Consider the following 17,282-nt stretch of genomic DNA (forward strand, 5'->3'; position numbering starts at 1 on the left):
TTAGGCGGGAGATAAACTGCCCGTAAAAGCCCGATTGGTTCAACTAATAATCATTGGGGGATGAAGCCCCCCCAATGATTAAAGTTTCACTTTATATCCATTTTGTATGGAATGTACCTTCTTTATCCACGCGTTTATACGTATGTGCTCCAAAATAATCGCGCTGTGCTTGTAACAAGTTTGCAGGCAGTGTTGCAGTACGATAGCTGTCATAGTAAGAAATTGCTGCTGAAAACGCAGGTACCGCTATACCTTGTTGTACAGCCAATGAAATTATTTTGCGTAATCCGCCTTGATATGATTCCACAATTTCTTTAAAGTATGGATCAAGTAAAAGGTTCGGTAAGTCAGTGTTATTCTCATAAGCCTCTTTAATGTTTTGTAAGAAGGCTGCACGAATAATACATCCGCCTCTCCAAAGCATAGAAATGCTGCCGAAATCAAGGTTCCAGTCATATTCCTCAGAAGCTGCCTTTAATTGCGTAAACCCTTGCGCATAAGAACAAATTTTACTCATATACAAAGCTTGGCGCACTGCTTCGATTAATTCTGCTTTTTCAATTCCAAGTGCTGGTTTGTCTTTAGGGCCAGATAATACTTTGCTTGCGTTCACACGCTCTTCTTTTAAAGCAGAAATACAACGTGCGAATACAGATTCCGTGATAATAGGAAGGGAGATACCTAAATCAAGCGCGCTTTGGCTTGTCCACTTCCCTGTACCCTTTTGTCCCGCAGTATCAAGAATAACATCCACTAATGGCTTTCCAGTTTCTTCATCTTTCTTCGTGAAAATATCTGCTGTAATTTCGATCAAGTAGCTGTTAAGCTCACCCTTATTCCATTCAGCAAATATTTCGTGAAACTCTTCTGCAGTCAAATCAAGTGTTTGTTTCAAGAAGTAATACGCTTCACAAATTAATTGCATATCTCCATACTCGATACCATTGTGAACCATCTTTACATAATGACCTGCACCATTAGGCCCGATATAAGAACAGCAAGGCTCGCCATTTACTTTCGCAGAGATATTTTCAAGCATATCTTTCACTTTTTCATATGCATCTTTCTGTCCGCCCGGCATAATGGACGGCCCTTTCAACGCGCCCTCTTCTCCGCCTGACACACCTGCACCAATGAAATTGATTCCTTCTTCGGCAAGACGTTTGTTTCGGCGAATTGTATCACCAAAGTATGTATTGCCGCCGTCAATTAAAATATCACCTTTATCAAGGTGAGGAAGTAGCGAATCAATCGCCTTATCTGTAATTTCCCCTGCATTAACCATTAATAAAATCTTTCTAGGTGATTCAAGTGAGTTAACAAACTCTTCAACCATATGAGTACCAACTAAGTTTTTACCACTGTTCTCCTCAATGATTTCATTTACTTTTTCCTTTGAAATATCATATAGGGCAACAGAATACCCTTTACTCTCAAAGTTAAGTGCAAGGCTTTTTCCCATAACGCCCACACCAACAACTCCAATTTGTTGCTTTGGCATATTTCATCGTTCCTTTCTATGTATGTTACTTTGTCTATACTATAGTATATAAACCTAAAGTAAAACTTTAATCAAGTAATCCTGCTTGTTAATTTTAACATGGAGTTCAGCAGAGATGTGTGCAAAGCCAGATTGTAGGGACACGGCACCGATTTTTTCTTTTTGGAGTATCACTATCAACCTAAGGAAGCAAATAAAAAACCTAGCTATCCAATATGAAGAACACATAGATGAATAACTAGGTTTTTTACGATATTTATCTTATCCCAATTAATGAGCTACCGCCACATCACCATCAAATTAAAAAATAAAATTTATATCCCTGCCCAAACATCCTTTGCATATCTTCCTTCAGATTGCAAATGATCAAGCCAGTCTTTTGCTTTCTGCTCATCAACACCATGATAAATTTGATAGCTTTCACATAAAGTTCTCTCTACATCTGGAGCCATTCGACTTCCATCTCCACATACATAAAGTTGACCACCCTTATCAAGTAAACGAATTAAATTGTTTGCATCCTGCTTCATAAGATGCTGTACGTATGTTTTAGGTTGTCCCTCTAAACGAGAGAATGCTGTGTGAAGCATGACTAATCCATCCTCCCCAGCACGTTCTAGCTCTTCACGGTAAAGATAATCCTGTTCAGGATGACGACAGCCAAAGTACAAATGTGCCTCTCCCAACTTCTGTCCTTCTTGCTTTTGAACACGACGTGCTTGCAAAAATCCTAAAAATGGAGCAACTCCTGTTCCAGGTCCAACCATGATAATTGGCTTCTCAGGATTTTCTGGCAAGTGAAACCCTGATTGTGGATCACGAATAAAACATGCGATAGCATCCCCTACTTGTCGCTCGGCCAAATAGTTTGAAGCAACCCCCAAGTATTCACCACGCCCGCTCCATGCTGACCCTCGTACGACACCAACTGTGATACTCGCACGATTCGAAACAATTTGCGGTGAACTAGAAATTGAATAATATCGAACTTTTAGCGATGGAAGAAGTTCTACAAACCTTTCAAATGGCAATTCACAAGCAGGATATTTCTCAAGTAAATCAAGCATAGTCGTACGTTTTTGAAGAATATTTGTTTTGTATGCCTCTTCCTCTAAAAGATCTTCTAACTCTCGTTTATGAGGCGGACAAACAGTATGTGCCGCTAATTCACGAAGTTGCGTCCGTGTCACCGGCTCTTGTAATTCAACATAATTTGCAAGCAGTTCATAAACACATACAGACTGCTCTAAAGGAAGATGTGCAATGCTGTGATCATTTCCGCTCAGAAGAAGAACATCTTTCCCATTTAATCCATATCGTTGTAAAACACGTTCTACAAGATCTTTTCTATTCTGTGGTAAGACTCCTAGATGATCACCCTCTCGGTATTGAACACCTTCAGGCAAAGTAATTTCAATATGGCGCGTACTGTGTACACTTTTCTCTGTTTGAAGCTCACGATTTTCTATAACATACGCCGAAAGTGCATCATACGTTTTCGCTAGAGGCGTACTTGTCAATTCGCTAACAAATTGTAATTTCAGTTTATTTTCCGAACGTTTTTCATTTTTATTAACTTCTAAATTCAAAGCTTTTGCTACATCTTCCCATAGCTGATTTTGCCACTCATCAAATTGGAACTCAAAGTCTTCATTCGCGTCACCCTCGCCACGTATGCTCAGACGAGTCGCACCCTTTAAGGCCAATTGTTCGTCAACAAATCTTGGAATACGTTGATACGTACTAGCCCAACTACGGTCGCCGCATCCAAAAACAGCATACTTCACTCCTTTAAGCGTTTCATCCTCTAACTCGCTTATCCAATGCACAAATTCCTTGGCATTATCAGGTGGATTACCATTGTATGAAGCAGTAACAATGCACACGACTCCATCTCTAGGAAGCTTTTCAGTATACTCATCAAGCGGTGCCACTTCACTCTCAAATCCTTGGAAGCGAGCCGTGTCAGCAAGCTTTCGTGCGAGTCCTTCCGCTGTTCCAAGGTTTGATCCATAAAGTACCAGTAGCGGTGTATAATGCGAATCGACAACCGTTTTAAAGTTATGTTTTACTTCCTGCTCTGTTGGTACTGTAACTTTTGAATCAGAAACAGGGAAGGCAACTTTTTTAGTTCGCGGTTTGACACACATAGTAAATCCATCTGGTTTCAAAGTTAATGTTTCTTTAACTTTTAATTGATAGTCTGTATGGTTAATAATTTCAAAATATTGAAGAATCATACCTAATACTAAAGTAGCTTCCTGAAGTGCAAATTGTTGTCCAATACAAGCTCTTTGCCCATTCCCAAATGGCTTATATGCATGCGGAGCGATTTGTTCAATATTTTCAAATCTCTCAGGTTGGAAATCTTCAACAGCATCCCCCCATACATCCGTATCACGGTGAAGCTTTGGTATGAGAACTGTAACCTCTCTTCCCTTTTCTATATGGTACTTTCCACCAAGAAGTGTATCTTCTTTTGCATAAAGTGAAATAGCTGGCGCTGTTGGCCATAAACGTAACGTCTCATTGAGAATCATACGAGTATATTTAAGTTTTTGAACCTGCTCATATGTAGGAATCGGCTCTGTTAAAACTCGATCTACTTCTTCATATGCCTTCTGAAGCTTATCTGGATTTTTCAAAAGGAAATGTAGTGCAAATGACAATAGACCACTAGTCGTCTCATGTCCGGCTATTAAAAAAGTAATGATTTGAAAACGAATATTTTCATCGTCCAACATCTCACCTGTTTGCGGATCTTTCCCCTTCAGCATATGAGCTAATAAGTCATCCCCATCTTGATTATCGCTCTCTTTACGCTCTGCAATAATATTATCTACCAAATCAAACATAGATTGAATGTCCTGCTTAAACTGACGTTTCTTCATAACCATTAGTTTATCTTGTATCCCTAAGCGTTGAGATTGGTTCATTGCCTCTTCCAGTGAACGAACCATGCTAGTAATAAAAGGGTGCGGAGTATCACGATAAAAGCTATTAAAACGGTAATTAAATCCACACAATCCAATGGTATCTAGTGTAAGGCGCGTCATGTCTTCTGGTACATCAATACTTTCATTAGGATTGAGACGCTGCCACTTTTGAACTAGTTGCATAGCAAGGTCAACCATCATAGAGTGATATCTCTTCATAGCTTGCTGACTAAAACTAGGAAGCAGAATGTTATGTGCCTTATGCCAATTTGGTTCGTTTGTCCCGCTCGTAAATAACCCGTCGCCAGTAAAGGCACTAACATTTTGTAAAGCGGTTCCAATACTCTTTTCAAAGCGAGATTCATCACATACTTCTGCCGTTAATTCATGATTAGAAACAATGGTGCGCGTCCTTCCAGGCAATTCAAGTTGAAAAATTGGTCCATACTCATACGAAAGCTTTAAAATTGATTGTATAGGTTCCTCTCCCTTTAACAAGGGTAAATTGCGAAGCGGCCCGAAAGTTTTAGGCTGCGGAATAGTGCTAGTCCCTTTCATATAAAAAATCCTTTCCTAAGTAAATTCATTCATATTCATTTTTATAAAGTGAAACTTCCATTCGAAGGTGTTTTTCCTTCGAATGGTTAGTTGAACCAATCGGGCTTTTACGGGCAGTTATCCCCCACCTATCTTCTTTGGTTTTCTCTGAATCTTAAGGTTAGGTCTTACTGCCCGTTAATGCGGGATAAAGTGAAACTTCCAGCAGTGGGTGGTTCCTTCATTCCCCACTGCTGGAAGTCCCTCCTAATTAGGCGCATGCCAGCAGTTACCCCCACAAATTTATACGTTCTATCGTGGGCGTTTCAATTATAAATAAAACAAGTTAACGGAAGATTCAAAAAATATTACATATATTTAAAAACTAGAAAAATCACATTTATATTTTATTATTTAAATGAAGCATATCCGTGGTCAGCCATTACTACACTCCCATTAATGGCATCTGCTTCTTCTAATGAAAGAAGGTAGACTACATCAGCAAGTGCTTCTGGATTCGTTAACTCATTACCCATAACTTTCGTTTTCATAGATTCAATCATACTATCGTCATATCCATGAAGAATAGGTGTATCGACAACTCCTGGTGCTACCGCTACAACACGAATTCCGTATTCAGCTAATTCAAGCGCTGCAGATTTTGTCATCATAATAACGGCACCTTTTGTTGCGTGATATGCAAATGTACCTGGAGAAGCTAAGAAGCCAAAAACAGAAGCTGTATTTATAATTACACCTTTTATATTTAATTCTTTCATTTTCTTTCCTGCTGCTATAATTCCATAGGCAACACCATGTTGATTAACCCCAATTACTTTTTCATAGCGATCCATATTTTGATTCAGCACTGGACCTGCCCCGCCAATTCCAGCATTGTTAAACATAATATCAATTCGGCCATACGTTTCTACTGCGATATGAACTAAAGTTTCTACTTGCTCGTACTGCGAAACATCTGTCTTAACAAAAATAGCTGTTCCACCTTCAGCTTTAATGAGCTCTACAGTTTCTTTTCCACCTGTTTCATTCACATCAGCGACTACTACTTGATCCCCTTTTCTTGCAAATTTAATACATGTTTGTCGACCAATTCCACTTCCTCCACCTGTGATTACAGCAACTCTTCTTGTCATCATAACTACTCCCCCTATTCGCTATCAGATTTCTTGCAATAATTGTAACACTTCTGTACATTAAATATTATTAAAACATACTTATCATTGCTTAAGTAAGACTTAATAAAAGAGGTCGTGTTTATATGAACATTGAACAATTAGAATACATAGTTGAGGTTACAAATGCAGGTTCTTTAACCATTGCAGCACAAAATATGCATGTCACATTATCTGCTATCAGTCAATCAATCTCAGCATTGGAAGCAGAATTAGGAGTTTTATTGTTTACACGTTCTCGATTGGGTACAATCCCTACTGCTGAAGGAAAAATTATTATTAAAAAAGCTGCTGAAACATTAGAGAAACTCCAGGAGTTAAAAGATGAGGCTAACGGGTTCTCAAATACCGCACGTGGTGAATTAAGAATTGCAACAATTCCTGGCCCTATGCCTTTATTGGTTCATACAGTGACAAATTTTAAAAAGGATTATCCAAATGTAAAAATAGAGATATTTGAAAAAGGTTCACAGGAAATACTAGACGATATTCGCCAACATAAGATTGACATGGGTCTAATCATTCTACTTGAAGACATTGTTCATAAAAGTAGTGGATTATTGTTTGAACCATTGCTAAAAGGAAAAATAGTTATTGGAGTCAGCCGTAATTCACCTTTAGCATCTAACAAATCAATTACTCCAGAAGAACTGTTAGCTCATTCTTTAGTTTTATACAAAACTGATTACGTCGAATGGTTTATGAATCAGTTTACAGCTGCATATGGCCCTGCTGATATTCTTTTTACCACTAACAATACAGATGCGATCCAAAAAACGATTACAGACGGATTAGCTATCACTGTTGGTCCTGATTATTCTTTTCCTAGTGAGTCTGCTTTACTAAAAAAAGACATTGTAATGATTGAACTTGAAGTTCCTGAGCAACAGGATGTCTATTTTGCCTGGGTACGTTCAGAAGGAAAACATTATTCTCAAATTTGTAAGACCTTTATTACTAGATTGAAAAATGAACTTTAACGTAGAATTAGATGGGATCGATGAAGAAATTGATACATTATGAATCTAACAATAATTTTTGATACCATACCTCTATATTCGTTCTGGTACGAAAATCTATGAAATAAAAAAAGGACAGACCTTTCAAAATGAAAAGTCTGTCCAAACTCACATCACACAACTTCCGTATCCCACTGATGCTCTTGTTCCACAAAAACAATTCCCAGTTCGTGATGCTCCCCTTCATAAATCGCATGTTGCACAAGACGAAGTTCACCATTCGTATCAATAACTTCCATTTTACAAAAAGCGCCTGTTGTTTTTGATTGCAGGGCATTGTAAAACTCGTCCACATTAGTCGGACTGATTCCATTCACTTTCACAATCATTTCCCCTGGTTTCAAGTCCAGCGTTGCTCCAGCTGTACCTGGAATTGTGTCTAATACAACTAAGCCATGATCACGAGAGGAAAAATATGCAGGGCGCTTTTCATCCTCTAAACGTTCTTGCACAGTAATCGTTAAACGGCCAAGCATTGCTGCTCCCATAGCTACAATTGCTAGTGTATGCCACCAGTAACTTGCTATTCCTAATAGAAGAACAACTGCAGCTAATCCAAACACACGACGACCTGTAAATAACAATGCTCCTTTTGGCTCAAAACTTTTAATTGTTCTCATAAACCCAATTAGAAATGGAATTAAGAATAAAGAAAACTTTTGCGACCCGACAGATACAACCGGCCACCAAGACACAAACTGCGTTATAGCGTCACCTGGTACAAGAACAAATATCGGTACTAACCATAATCTTTTTGATTCATGCAGTCCAATATTTAAACCACGTTTTCCTTTTCGTAATTTCGGCGTCGAATAGTTCGCTGCGTTCTTAGAAATCAGCAAACCTTCCACAACTAACATAAGTCCAAGTAAAATCGCTAACGACACGACACTGCTCTCTTCTCCCTCACGAAGCTGTAAGAAAGAGACTGGGAGTTTTGAAGATAATAACGTCGCTGCAATCGCAATTCCGAATGTGTATGCAGGAGATAAGTATCTATATTGAGCAATAAGAGCAAAGAATACCGTCCAAATTGCTATCATAAATACACTTGCTTGTGAGATAACAAGCCCCATTCCAACTGTAATCAAGGATAGAATGAGTCCAAAACCAATTCCTGCGAATGCAGATGTACGTAATTCATACAAAATATCATACACTTTAAAGGAAAAATCTTTCCGTTCTCGTAGTACTCGTAAATATCCAACAAAAAAGCTACTTATAAAGAAAACATACAAAGCAGGATGTGCAAAGAAACGCACAATTGCCTTCACAATTTCTGACGACCAAACCTCCACGAAACGATTCACCACCATTTATAATATAATATATTTCATTTCTGCCACACTTAATGGGCAGTAAGATTTCCTGCCTACAAGAACTTAATTGCCATTATGTAGGATATGGAAGTTTTATTTTATCTTATCACAATTAATCAAACGTTTGTTTAACACATAAAAAAAATATACAGGCTACGTAAGCCTGTATATTTTTTATCTTTCACCAGTGAAATAAAGTGAAACTCCCATTTGGAGAAAAAACATCTCCAAACGGTTAGTTGAACCTTATTTCGCCATTAATTTTAAAGCTGTTTGTAGCTGCAGATCGTTTTCACCAGAACGAATTTTTTCGACGATTTTGTTTTGGATTGCTTCTGCTGTCTTTTTATCAAGCTGACCCGTTGCATCCATATCATTTGCATTTTGGAATGCTTTCACAGCTGCTTCTGTTTCTTTACTAAAATAGCCATCTTCACGCCCCGGCTCATATCCAAGACTCTTCAACATCTCTTGCGCATGCTTCACTTGCTCATCGTTATCATTGTAAGACAACGTTTTTTCAATTTGAATTGGCGTTGCGTAGTAGTAATCAGGCTGCTTCACTTCGACCGTCGGTTCAATTCCTTTTTTATGAATCCAATTGCCGTCCGGTGTTAACCATTTAAACATCGTCAGTTTAATGTTACTACCGTCCGTAAACGGTACAGCTTGCTGAACAGTACCTTTACCAAACGTTTTCTCACCAATAAGAGGATAACCTTCTCCTTCATGTAAAGCTCCTGCTAAAATTTCAGAGGCAGATGCGCTGCCTTTATCGACTAATACAGAAATCGGATATGGTTTCTTCTCTTTTAATGATGTATAGAACTTTTGCTTTTCACCATTACGTTGTTCTATTTGAACCATTGGCTTTTGGTCTGTCATCAGCACCTTTAAAATATCTTCAACACTCGTTAAATAACCACCTGGATTTCCACGCACATCAATAACAAGTCCTTGTATATTTTTCTTTTCAAGATCTTTCAATTGATCTTTAAACTCTGTTGCTGTTTTTTCAGAGAATGATGTGATTTGCATATACCCAATATCTTTCCCATTCTCTTGTTTCACAGAGCTAAATACAGTCAAAATCGGAATTTTATCACGCTTAATTTTAAATGTTAACGGCTCACTAACTCCGGAACGTTTTACCTCAAGCGTAACCGTTGTTCCTTTCTTTCCGCGAATTTTCATAACTGCTTCTTCACGGGATAAATCTTTCACACTGTTTCCATTAACTGTTAAAATTTGATCGTTCGGTTTAAGACCAGCCTTTTCTGCTGGAGAATCTTTAATCGGCGAAACAATCATTAACTTATCATCCGTTTTATTTACTTCAGCACCAATTCCTTCTAACTCTGGATCAAGCGATTGCTCAAATTGCGCTGCTGTTTTCTTATCCATGTATGTAGAGTATGGATCTTTCAGCGTTGCAAGCATCCCTTGAATAGCTCCTTCAACAAGCTTGTCGTCGTTCACATCCTCAACATAACGTGAATCAATTAGTGCATACGCTTCGCGAATTTTATCCAAATCCGCTTGTTTTACATTGGCATTTTTCCCTGTAATTGATTGCACTGTGTAAGAGCCATTTTCAAGCCAATGCATACCTGCGAACATTCCGCCAGCGCCAATTAAAAACGCAACAATCATTCCAATAATCGCAACTCTACGTTTCAATGCGGAATTCCCCTTTCCGAACACACAATGGTGTATGAAAAGGCATCACACTCTGTGCGATGCCTTTATCTATTTCTACTATATGATAAGCTTGTACGAAATATGTTTGCAACTTTTTACACTTATATTTTTAAGAAACGACGGATAGACATAACGCTTCCCCACATACCGATTAATCCACCGATTAGCATTAATAACGCAGATAGCTCGAAAACGAATGGGCTATATGAAAGCAATTCAAAAATTGTTCCGCTAAATTTCTCATTAAACATAGCTTGAAGCGAATTATACGAAGTTAAGATTACAACAATTGGAATGATCGACCCTAGTATACCTAGGAATAACCCTTCTAATAAGAATGGCCAACGAATAAACCAGTTTGTCGCTCCAACAAGTTTCATAATTTCGATTTCTGTGCTTCGTGCATAAATTGTAATTTTAATTGTATTAGAGATTAAGAACATTGCTGTAAATAAAAGACCAGCAATTAATACAATACCAATATTACGACCAGCTTTTACTGTATCGAATAGTTTTTCTACTTCACCTTGTCCGTATTGTACTTGATTTACAAATTGCATTTTCTCAATTTTCTTTGCAACACTTGCTGTATCAGTTGGTTCTTTTGCTTTTACAACATATACGTCTTTTAATGGGTTATCTTGCTCAAATAGCTCAAAGGATTTCCCGCTATCTCCTAAACTTTTAATCAATCTTTTTAGCTCTTCATCTTTAGAAGAATATTTAATAGAATCGACTTGCGAAATCTTTGAAATATCTTCTTTTAATTTCTGTTGATCTTCTTTCTTAGCCGCTGGATCAATGTGTACACGAATCTCTACATCTTGCTCTACGTTCGTTGCAAAATGGTTCATATTCATAATCGCTGTTAAAAAGACACCTACAAGCAGTAATGTAACTGTTACTGCACTTACAGAAGCAAATGTCATCCATCCGTTACGGGATAAATTTTTGACACCTTCTCGTAAATGTCGACTAAGGGTTTTAGTCTTCATATCCGTATCCTCCCTCAATCTCGTCTCGAGCAATCTTTCCGTCTTCTATCGCAATTACACGGTGACGAATTGTATTTACAATATCCGCATTATGCGTTGCCATAATAATTGTTGTATTACGCTCATTAATGCGTTTGAAAATATTCATAATATCCATCGCTGTATCCATATCAAGGTTACCTGTTGGTTCATCAGCAATTACAACTTTCGGGCGATTCACAATCGCTCTTGCAATTGCAACACGTTGTTGTTCACCACCAGAAAGTTCACTTGGCAATGCATCAGCACGATCGTCAAGGCCTACAAGATTTAACACTTCCATAACACGCTCACGAATCACGTCTGGCTCTTCTTCAATTACCTCTAAAGCAAATGCAACATTTTCATATACAGTTAACCTCGGAAGCAACTTGAAATCTTGGAAAATTACGCCTAGCTGGCGACGGAAATACGGTACATCGCGCTCTGCTAAAGATTCAATTACTAAACCATTTACATTAATAGAACCTGTAGTCGGTTTCTCTTCACGATACATCATTTTAATAAATGTAGATTTCCCGGCTCCACTCGGTCCTACTACATATACAAATTCACCTTGCTTAATTTTAACTGTGAGTCCATTAGCAGCTTTCATGCCGTTTGGATACTCCTTATAAACATTCGTCATTGTTATCATTATTTATCACCCAATATTAATGATTTTTTTCGACACTCTATACTCTTCGTTGTTTAGCCATAGCGATCGCAATATTCAATCTTTCGCTGCGTCTCTCAACAATCGCTATTTCAACTTCTCATGTATGTAAAACTTTTTCTTCAAAATTCTACAAAAGATACTACGCCCTACATTGTACCATTATTCGGTTTCCAATTCGGATACAACTTTGTTACAGTTGTGTTACATAGCGCAGAATATATGACATGACACAAACAAATAAGACCTTCTGTCATCAAGTAAAAAGGTCTTATTTGTTTGAATTTCATACAGCGATAGCTGAAGACTGCCGCATAAGAATGCTAATTTTCTTCTATACAGAAGAAAACTAGCATTCATGTTTGAACAGTCAGCTCCACTTTTCTTGTCCAGCTCTAGCGGCTAGAATCTCCGGTCGTTTCGCCCCCTCGGACGAGGCAGAAAGCGCCTCTCTGTCGGGGGCTCCAACGTCCTGCGATTCTGAACGAGCCGCTTCCACTTTTCTTTCTTACTTCTTCTCAGCTAGCCATTCTGCAACTTTTTTCGCGTCTTCGCCTTGGATTACACCAGCTGGCATAATGCCGCGGCCTTTAGCGATAATGCCTTCAATATCTTCTTCTGAATATTTTCCGCCCACTTTTTCTAACGATGGTCCAGATAATCCTTTTAGATCATTACCATGGCATCCTGCGCAGCTTTTTTGGAATATTTTTTCAGCGCTATCTGTGCTTGCCTGTTGACTAGGACTAGAAGGTTTACTTTCTTCCGTTTTCCCGCATGCTCCTACTGTAAGAGCTAATGATGTACCTAATACAATCATCAACAATTTCTTTTTCATCTATATCGCTCCCTGCTGTTAATTAATCCCTCAATAGCATTATAATGATTTCCCTGCAATTTCAAAACTTACCTGCATAACCAATATTACCCTAAACGAGAAGGGACACTTACAGGCATAATGCTTTTCAGTAATTGTTTCAATTTTGTGAACGAATGATATGATGCAAAACAACGAATTTTCCTAGCATACAGAATACGAAAATCATCCCATTCTTCTGATCAATTACTTTCAACATTTTGTTATTTTCTACTTTTTACAAAACAATATACAAGCTTGTATGCTACAACTACATCCACCAAAAAGAGAAGTTGCCTCGCAACTTCTCTCCTCTTTCTTTCCCTCTAGACAGAAGGTATACTTCTCATTTCCTCACGCATGTGCCAACGACCTGTTGGCGTTTTTTTATATCTATAGAAGTTTCAGCTTATGAAATACGAGAACGTAAATATGCATCAATAAATGCATCAATCTCTCCGTCCATAACCGCTTGAACATTCCCTACTTCTGTATTTGTACGATGATCTTTTACAAGAGAGTATGGATGGAATACGTATGAACGAATTTGGCTTCCCCATCCGATTTCTTTTTGCTCACCGCGGATTTCATCAAGCTCCGCTTGTTGTTCTTCTAATTTTTGTTGGTACAGTTTCGCTTTTAACATTTTCATTGCATGTTCACGGTTTTTAATTTGTGAACGCTCAGATTGACATGTTACCACGACATTTGTTGGGATATGTGTAATACGTACAGCGGAGTCAGTCGTATTAATATGCTGTCCACCTGCACCACTTGCACGGTACGTATCTATTTTTAAATCCTCTGTACGTATTTCAATTTCAATATCATCGTTAAACTCTGGTACAACTTCACAAGATACGAACGATGTATGACGACGGCCAGATGAATCGAATGGCGAAATACGTACAAGACGATGTACGCCTTTTTCTGCTTTTAAATAACCGTAGGCATTATGCCCTTTAATTAATAACGTAACACTTTTAATCCCCGCTTCATCACCAGGAAGATAATCTAACGTTTCTACTTTAAAACCGCGTTTTTCCGCCCAGCGCGTATACATACGAAGCAGCATAGAACCCCAATCTTGTGATTCTGTTCCACCTGCACCTGGATGCAACTCTAAAATAGCATTATTCTTGTCGTGTTCTTCACTTAGTAATAATTGAAGTTCGTATTCGTTCATATCTGCAGATAAAGTTTTTACTTCCGCTTCAAGCTCCGCATGCAGTTCTTCATCGTATTCTTCTTTCACAAGTTCATGCGTTACTTCTAGATTTTCAAACGTTTCGTTAAGCGTATTAAACTTACCAACCATGTCTTTTAAAGCATTTGCTTCATTGATGACTGTTTGTGCACTTTTTTGATCATCCCAAAAGCCTGTACCCATCATAATTTCTTCTAATTCTGCGATTCGCTTTTCTTTTCCAGCGAGGTCAAAGAGACCCCCTAAAAGCCGCTAATCTCTTAGCCATTTTCTCTAGTTCTTGTCTAATTTCTACTAATTCCATTTTGGTCACCTCTATGTAATTACTATTACTTTCCTCATTTATCAAGCTGCTTACGTGCAGTAAGACCCTACTTCACTTTATACGAACAACAAGGCAAACTCTCCCTGCTTTTGCGAGAGAGAGTTCATCTCTTGTTATTATATGAATGTTCACGGAAATTTTCCATCCATGAGGTAAAACATCCTAAACGAGCCACTTCCGCTTTTCTTTTTGTCTAGCTCCAGCGGCTAGAATCTCCGGTCGTTTCGCCCCCTCGGACGAGGCAAAAAGCACCTCTCTGTCAGGGGCTCCAACGTCCTGCGATTCTAAACGAGCCACTTCCGCTTTTCTTTATTTCCCAATTCCACAGCAGTTTTTGTATTTTTTTCCGCTGCCACATGTGCATAAATCGTTACGGCCTGTTTGCTCACCTTTTACGACTGGTTTCTTTTTTGAAACTCCAGCTCCATCTCCGTCTTTTGGATGAACCGCTTCTCCTTGCGCTACTTCTTGACGCTCTAAGTTTTGTTCGATTTCCGCTCTCATAATATAACGAGAAATATCTTCTTCAATAGAAGCAATCATTGCTTCAAACATCGCAAAGCCTTCCATTTGATATTCACGAAGCGGATCAATTTGACCATATGCACGTAAATGAATACCTTCACGTAAGTGATCCATCGCATCGATATGATCCATCCATTTCGAGTCTACAACGCGGAATACAACTACTTTTTCAAATTCACGTATTTGTGCTTCCGGCATTTGTGCTTCCTTCTCGTCGTAGCGCTCTTTCACTTTCGCAAAAATGCTATCGATCATTTCTTCTGGCGCTAAGCGGCGTAATTCTTCTTCTTTCACATCACCGTCTTGTAGAAGAGTTGTATTTAAGTATTCAACAAGACCAGCAATGTTCCATTCTTCTTCTAATTCCTCTTGCGTATGAAGAGCCACAACACGTTCTACTGTAGAATGCATCATTCCTTCAATAATGCCGCGCAGATTATCTGATTCCATTACATCTTGACGCTGCTTGTAAATAACTTCACGCTGCTGACGAAGTACATCGTCGTATTGAAGAAGCTGCTTACGAGCATCGTAGTTATTACCTTCTACTCGTTTTTGTGCAGATTCAACAGCGCGAGATACCATTTTACTTTCGATTGGCTGAGAATCATCCATACCGAGACGATCCATCATCGCTTTCATATTATCAGAACCGAAGCGGCGCATCAGTTCATCTTCCATTGATAAGTAGAACTGCGTCACACCAGGATCTCCTTGACGTCCTGAACGACCGCGCAGCTGATTATCAATGCGTCGGCTTTCATGACGCTCTGTACCGATAACAGATAAACCACCGTTTTCACGTACGCCTTCTGCAAGCTTAATGTCCGTACCACGTCCAGCCATGTTCGTTGCAATTGTCACTGTACCCGGATGACCTGCTTCAGCTATAATTTCTGCTTCGCGTGCATGGTTTTTCGCATTTAAGACATTATGGCGCACACCTTTTCTCGTTAACATCTTCGAAATTAACTCGGACGTTTCAATCGCTACTGTACCAACAAGAACTGGTTGTCCTTTTTTATGACGAGCAACAATATCATTTACAACCGCATTAAATTTTCCTTCCATCGTTTTGAAAATTAAATCTGCACGGTCATCACGAACAATTGGTTTATTCGTCGGAATAACAATAACTTGCATGTTATAGATGTTACGGAATTCTTCTTCTTCTGTTTTCGCTGTTCCTGTCATCCCAGAAAGCTTCGCATACATACGGAAGTAGTTTTGGAATGTAATCGTCGCAAGCGTCATACTTTCATTTTGAATTTCTACGCCCTCTTTTGCCTCAATTGCTTGGTGCAATCCTTCGCTATAACGGCGCCCTTTCATAAGACGACCTGTAAATTGGTCAACAATTACGATTTCGCCTTCTTGCACAACATAATCTGTATCACGCTGCATCACAACATGAGCACGCAACGCTTGGTTAATATGGTGAAGAAGCGCTACGTGTTTTAAATCAAATAAATTTTCAATGTGGAATGATTTTTCTGCTTTGTTGATCCCTTCTTCCGTCAACATAACATTTTTCGTTTTCACATCGAATGTATATTCTTTTTCATTCGTTAATGTACGAACAAATGCATTCGCAAATAAATATAATTCCGTAGACTTTTGCGCTTGTCCAGAAATAATAAGCGGTGTACGTGCTTCATCAATTAAAATCGAGTCTACTTCATCGATGATAGCAAAATGTAATGGACGCTGTACGCGTTGTTCTTTATAAAGCACCATGTTATCACGTAAATAGTCGAATCCAAGCTCATTATTCGTACTGTACGTAATATCAGCAGCATACGCAGCTTGCTTCTCTTCTCGTGACATATGATTTAAATTGATACCAACTGTTAAACCAAGAAACTCATGTAATTGTCCCATCTCACTTGCGTCACGCTGCGCTAAGTATTCATTCACTGTAACAACGTGAACACCTTTTCCTGTAAGGGCATTTAAATATACTGGTAATGTAGAAGTTAACGTTTTACCTTCCCCTGTCTTCATCTCAGAGATATTCCCTTCATGCAGGGCAATACCACCCACTAACTGAACAGGATATGGACGCATGCCAAGTACACGTGTTGCCGCTTCACGTACGACTGCAAAAGCTTCTGGCAATAAATCATCCACTGTTTCACCTTTTGTTAATCGCTCTTTAAACTCTACTGTTTTTCCTTTTAATTGTTCATCTGTCAGTGGTGACATTTGAGGTGCTAATGCTTCGATTTGATCCACGGTTTTCTGCATACGTTTTACTTGACGTTCATTTACATCAAACACCTTTTTTAAAATACCGATCATGGGAATACGCTCCTCTTTTATTAAAATAAAACTTCCATCAGTGCGATTTATTATTGCTCTTTCCACTGATTGGTCGCTATAACACTCAATCTCATTTCTTTGCTAAAAAATAGGATTCTTTTCCTTAAAAAAGGATAAACCTACTGACAATTGTAACACTTGTTTTATATCTA

General features: G+C 38.6%; 11 protein-coding genes. 1 reads left to right on the forward strand and 10 read right to left on the reverse strand.

From position 1 onward, the window contains the following. Positions 1–91: 91 nt before the first annotated feature. The 3 genes from gndA to NKR74_RS22320 form a co-directional block, all read right to left on the reverse strand. A complete protein-coding gene (gndA, locus tag NKR74_RS22310) occupies positions 92–1,501 on the reverse strand; it encodes an NADP-dependent phosphogluconate dehydrogenase (RefSeq protein ID WP_253630867.1) in 1,410 nt (469 codons plus the stop codon). Between the two features lie 314 nt (positions 1,502–1,815). Next, positions 1,816–4,995, reverse strand: coding sequence for a bifunctional cytochrome P450/NADPH--P450 reductase (locus tag NKR74_RS22315; protein ID WP_253630868.1), 3,180 nt, complete (start codon positions 4,993–4,995; stop codon positions 1,816–1,818). Positions 4,996–5,384: 389 nt separating this feature from the next. Continuing rightward, positions 5,385–6,131: an SDR family NAD(P)-dependent oxidoreductase gene (locus NKR74_RS22320; protein WP_253630869.1), complete on the reverse strand. Its 747-nt coding sequence runs from the start codon at positions 6,129–6,131 to the stop codon at positions 5,385–5,387. A 122-nt stretch (positions 6,132–6,253) separates the two neighbouring features. Here NKR74_RS22320 and NKR74_RS22325 point away from each other — a divergent pair, with 122 nt between their 5' ends. Continuing rightward, complete coding sequence (locus tag NKR74_RS22325; RefSeq protein WP_253630870.1) at positions 6,254–7,147, forward strand: LysR family transcriptional regulator; 894 nt, start codon at positions 6,254–6,256, stop codon at positions 7,145–7,147. Between the two features lie 152 nt (positions 7,148–7,299). On the opposite strand, the gene NKR74_RS22330 is transcribed toward NKR74_RS22325, so the two are convergent. The 7 genes from NKR74_RS22330 to secA form a co-directional block, all read right to left on the reverse strand. Next, positions 7,300–8,502: a PDZ domain-containing protein gene (locus NKR74_RS22330; RefSeq protein WP_253630871.1), complete on the reverse strand. Its 1,203-nt coding sequence runs from the start codon at positions 8,500–8,502 to the stop codon at positions 7,300–7,302. 249 nt (positions 8,503–8,751) lie between these two features. Then, a complete protein-coding gene (locus tag NKR74_RS22335) occupies positions 8,752–10,185 on the reverse strand; it encodes a S41 family peptidase (RefSeq protein WP_253630872.1) in 1,434 nt (477 codons plus the stop codon). Between the two features lie 122 nt (positions 10,186–10,307). Next, a complete protein-coding gene (gene ftsX, locus NKR74_RS22340; protein WP_253630873.1) occupies positions 10,308–11,201 on the reverse strand; it encodes a permease-like cell division protein FtsX in 894 nt (297 codons plus the stop codon). Then, complete coding sequence (gene ftsE, locus NKR74_RS22345) at positions 11,191–11,877, reverse strand: cell division ATP-binding protein FtsE (protein ID WP_301287738.1); 687 nt, start codon at positions 11,875–11,877, stop codon at positions 11,191–11,193. The genes ftsX and ftsE overlap by 11 nt, the downstream gene beginning before the upstream one ends. A gap of 526 nt (positions 11,878–12,403) precedes the next feature. Further along, on the reverse strand, positions 12,404–12,733 hold the full coding sequence (gene cccB, locus NKR74_RS22350; RefSeq protein WP_253630874.1) for a cytochrome c551: 330 nt from the start codon (positions 12,731–12,733) through the stop codon (positions 12,404–12,406). 427 nt (positions 12,734–13,160) lie between these two features. Further along, positions 13,161–14,262, reverse strand: a protein-coding gene (prfB, locus tag NKR74_RS22355; protein WP_253630875.1) for a peptide chain release factor 2 whose coding sequence is annotated in 2 segments (ribosomal slippage) — positions 13,161–14,189 and positions 14,191–14,262 — 1,101 coding nt in all. Because the reading frame shifts where the segments join, the coding sequence is not laid out codon by codon here. A 330-nt stretch (positions 14,263–14,592) separates the two neighbouring features. Beyond that, positions 14,593–17,109 (reverse strand): preprotein translocase subunit SecA, encoded by a 2,517-nt coding sequence (gene secA / locus NKR74_RS22360; RefSeq protein ID WP_253630876.1) that lies wholly within the window; start codon positions 17,107–17,109, stop codon positions 14,593–14,595. Positions 17,110–17,282 lie beyond the last annotated feature (173 nt).

The organism is Bacillus sp. 3103sda1 (assembly GCF_024159135.1).
Taxonomy (GTDB): Bacteria; Bacillota; Bacilli; order Bacillales; family Bacillaceae_G; genus Bacillus_A; species Bacillus_A rhizoplanae.